Source organism: Alkalibacterium psychrotolerans (assembly GCF_054784355.1).
In genome coordinates this window covers 1-3,611 of record NZ_BAAGPH010000101.1, presented here as the reverse complement: position 1 = coordinate 3,611, position 3,611 = coordinate 1, and the positions used below count along the sequence as shown (strand labels likewise).

The 3,611-nt window shown below is 35.6% G+C and carries 3 protein-coding genes; all 3 read right to left on the bottom strand.

Going from position 1 to position 3,611, the window contains the following annotated elements; translation table 11 throughout:
* Nucleotides 1-103: 103 nt before the first annotated feature.
* Genes ACYVLS_RS09220 through ACYVLS_RS09210 form a run of 3 tightly spaced genes read right to left on the bottom strand, consistent with a single transcriptional unit; the run spans nucleotide 104 to nucleotide 3,362 of the window.
* Nucleotides 104-1,543, bottom strand: coding sequence for an ABC transporter permease (locus tag ACYVLS_RS09220; RefSeq protein ID WP_460323818.1), 1,440 nt, complete (start codon nucleotides 1,541-1,543; stop codon nucleotides 104-106).
* The gene (locus ACYVLS_RS09215; protein ID WP_126110691.1) at nucleotides 1,544-2,437 is read right to left on the bottom strand and encodes an ABC transporter ATP-binding protein; all 894 of its coding nucleotides are present in this window, start codon (nucleotides 2,435-2,437) and stop codon (nucleotides 1,544-1,546) included. It lies immediately after the preceding gene.
* Entirely contained in the window at nucleotides 2,424-3,362 is a 939-nt protein-coding gene (locus ACYVLS_RS09210) for an ABC transporter ATP-binding protein (protein WP_460323815.1), read from the bottom strand. Before ACYVLS_RS09210 ends, ACYVLS_RS09215 begins: the two co-directional genes overlap by 14 nt.
* Nucleotides 3,363-3,611 lie beyond the last annotated feature (249 nt).

Genomic DNA, 3,611 nt, shown 5'->3' with positions numbered 1-3,611 from the left:
TGTTTGTTGGTAACTACATTTTACCAAAGAGAGGTGTCTTTTTCTGTACTTTTAAGTTCAATATTCTAACTGATCTTTACGGTAAAAGGATAGAACGTCGTTCTTAGGGGTGCGAAACTTGAGTTATATATTCAAGACCATCGGCACTATCCATTAATTGTTGAATCATGGTAATTAGGAAGAATGCAAAAGGTATACCGCCTCCGATTGCTAACGCCATTCCTGTACGATTAAACAATGTTGATGCGAAGAACGCTATTGAACTCATTGCAAGAATTAATAATAGTAGCCCCAGACTTAACCATAGATACGTTTCAACATCAAATTCTATAGCTTTATCAACCGATCTAGCGGAAGATACCATCGCATGATTGGCCATTGATGTAATTTGTTCTTCATTTAATCCGGTTGTTTGTGTAGATAAGACTAAGGCTTCCGGATCTTTAAGTAATGTTAAGTTTTCACTTACTTGATCACTACTTAAGTTTAAAGCTGTTGCGGATGAGTCGATGACTGTTTGAAGCAGAAGCTCCGCATTGTCTTCAGTTAGCTGTCTTTGAGGTGTTGTCGCTTCTTGTGAAGCAGTTGGTTGTGGTTGTGGTTCTTGCTCTTCTTCTGCTGCTTCAGCTTCTTGCTCCTCTTCGCCTTGCTCCTCATCTTCTGTTGCTTCTTCTTCGACTTCTTCTGAACTCTCAAGGTCATTCATTTCATCTAGAACAATTTTACGATAATCATTTGTTGAAAGACCGTAAACACGCGCACCAGCAGCTAGGGCATCGTTACTATCTAGAATCATTCCTGGATCTTCCATTAATTCTTCCGTCGTAATTTCGATATCTTCATCTTCCATATCATCGTCATCATCATAAATGTCGTAACGCTCGTCTGTAATAATTTCTGCCGCTTCTTCATAAGAACGCTCACGAATGACATCTTCTAAATAAATCGCATAAGCTTCAGTATCCATATCTCGTGCAATAGCGGCTTCACGCCTAACATCTTCATCTTCTTGAATTAGATAAAGTCGCTCGGATAAATAATCTTCATCGTGGTTCAACGTTTTAGCTGCTGCTTCAACATCCTCAGTTATCGCATAACCCGTCACATTGTTATAATTCAATTGCGAAGCGGTCAACCCTGCTAGTGAAATGACGGTATACATTAATACAACAGAAAGGATTAAGTAAAGTGATTTTGTAAAAATAACACTTGAACGTTTAATAGGTGTTGACAAAGTGTAAGCCATAGATCCTGAATCTACCTCATTAACCACAAGATTATTTGCGGTAAATACTACATAAACAATCCCAAGAATGACAGCAATCAATTTATAAAAGTTTTCTAAACTCCCTAATAGACTCGTTAGAGTGGATAAGATATTAGAAAAAGCTGTCCCTTCAGCAGCTTCCGCAATTGAAGCGTAACCTGCCGCATCATAGCTTATTATGAAACCAGAGATGATCATTGACGCAACAATTGTTATGATCAACCATAGCTTCCAGTTCGATTGTAGACTTTGTTTAAATATTGGTTTTGATATCATTTATTTTTCCTCCTTGAATACTTCAGTAATATAATCTTCAAAATGAACTTTAATTTCTTTGAAATAAACTAAATCAAAATCTTTTAAAGTTTGAATTAATTCATTAATATGTTCATCATGAATTTGAACAAAGATTTGTAAATCCTCTGCTTTTACTTTACTGATTTGATACCCCAAACCAATAAATCGTTTAAAGTCTTCTTCGGTTTTAAATTCCATTCGATATTCTTTATTTTTGTTGTAGCGAATATTTTTCATGTTAACGACTTCTATTATCTTGCCCTCTTGAATGACCGCGACACGATCACAAACTTCTTCAACCTCTTGGAAAATATGGCTCGACATAAAAATAGTCTTTCCTTTTTCTTTTTCTTCTTTTAAAAGGTCAATGAAAACATCACGCATCAAAGGATCTAAACCTGTTGTGGGTTCATCCATAATTAAAATATCCGCATCCGAAGCTAAAGCTGAAACAATTGCCGTTTTTTGTTTCATCCCTTTACTCATTGAGTGCACGTTTGCCGTGACATCTAACTGGAGTTGTTCACTCAATTCTTTGGCACGTCCCCAGCTACCTCTTCCAGATAAATAAATTTGTTCCTTCAAGAACTCTTCACCACTCGTGTTTCCTGGAAAATTAATCTCTCCAGGAATATAAGAGACGTAACGCTTCACTTCCGCACTACTTTTTGTCGCATCAAGTCCTTGAATTGTAACACTGCCTTCATCTGGTTTAATAAAGCCCATCATATGGCGTATAGTTGTGGTCTTTCCTGCCCCATTAACCCCAACAAAACCATAGACTTCTCCTTTTTCAATTTCTAAAGAGATATCAAAAACGCCGCGACCTTTTTTATAGTCCTTTGTTAAATGTTTTATATCAATATATACCATATTGTAAGTTCCCCTCCCCGTCAGAAACCGACTTCTTACGATCATAGAAATCCATGAAATAATCTTCGAGTGTAAATTTAATTTCAGAAATAAAGTTTACATTTACTTCACTCAATTCTGTAAATAATTGTTGCATTTTTTCATCCGTCAAATTCATTTTTACTTGGTTTTGGTTTGGTCGTTTAATTGGAATTGCAAATGCTGTCTTTCCTAAAAACTTTTCATAATCTTCAAAGCTTGAAAATTCTATTTTGAAGGTCTTATGCGTATTTCTTTTCAGTTGATCAGCTTCAATCATTGAAACAACCATACCATCTTTAATAATCGCAATCCGATCACACGTGGCATCAACTTCACTAAAAATATGACTGGATAACAGAATAGTCTTTCCATCTGCCTTTTCATTCAATATAAACTCAATAAAACGTTCTTGCATAACTGGATCTAATCCTGAAGTTGGTTCATCCAAAATTAATATTTTTGGATTATGCATAAAAGCCGTAACGACAGCTAGTTTTCTTTTATCTCCTAAACTCATTTCTTTTATCTCTTCTGATGTATCTAATTCAAAAAGCTTTTTTAATTCCTCTGTTCGTGACATATCAGAAATATGGCGTTCTTCTGCCATAAACTCAATGAATTGATCACCAGTCATATAATCTGGGAAGGCAAGTTCCCCTGGTAAATAGCCGACATCATGTTTGATCAGTGCAGTTGATTTCCAAGTATCTTTTCCGTTAATATACAATTCGCCTTCATCTGGTTGAATGAAACCCATTAAATGACGGATAGTTGTTGTCTTTCCTGCCCCATTTGGTCCTAAGAATCCAAAGACTTCACCTTTCTTAATTTCAAAAGAAACATCAAAGATACCTCGACCCTGGCCATAATCTTTTGTAACATGTTTTACTTCGATTACTGACATTCGTTTACCTACTTTCATTTATTATTCATTTGATAGTTATTTAACATTTGTTTCTTTATTTACATTTGCCACATTAACGATTATACTTGAATAGAAATCTAGAACAAGAGACATAATTTTGCGGGGCTGGGAAAAAACTCCCCTAAAATGAATACATCCCTCGACCGATTTTGAAAAAAAAATGGTCGAGGGATGTTTCTTTTTTAAAGACAAAATGAGCCCCACCGGCTATAATTGAAGTACCAACAG

Bases quoted from the DNA above. Each gene is read 5' to 3' on its own strand.
- ACYVLS_RS09220 (WP_460323818.1), bottom strand. From the start codon at position 1,543: ATGATATCAAAACCAATATTTAAACAAAGTCTACAATCGAACTGGAAG.
- ACYVLS_RS09215 (WP_126110691.1), bottom strand. From the start codon at position 2,437: ATGGTATATATTGATATAAAACATTTAACAAAGGACTATAAAAAAGGT.
- ACYVLS_RS09210 (WP_460323815.1), bottom strand. From the start codon at position 3,362: ATGTCAGTAATCGAAGTAAAACATGTTACAAAAGATTATGGCCAGGGT.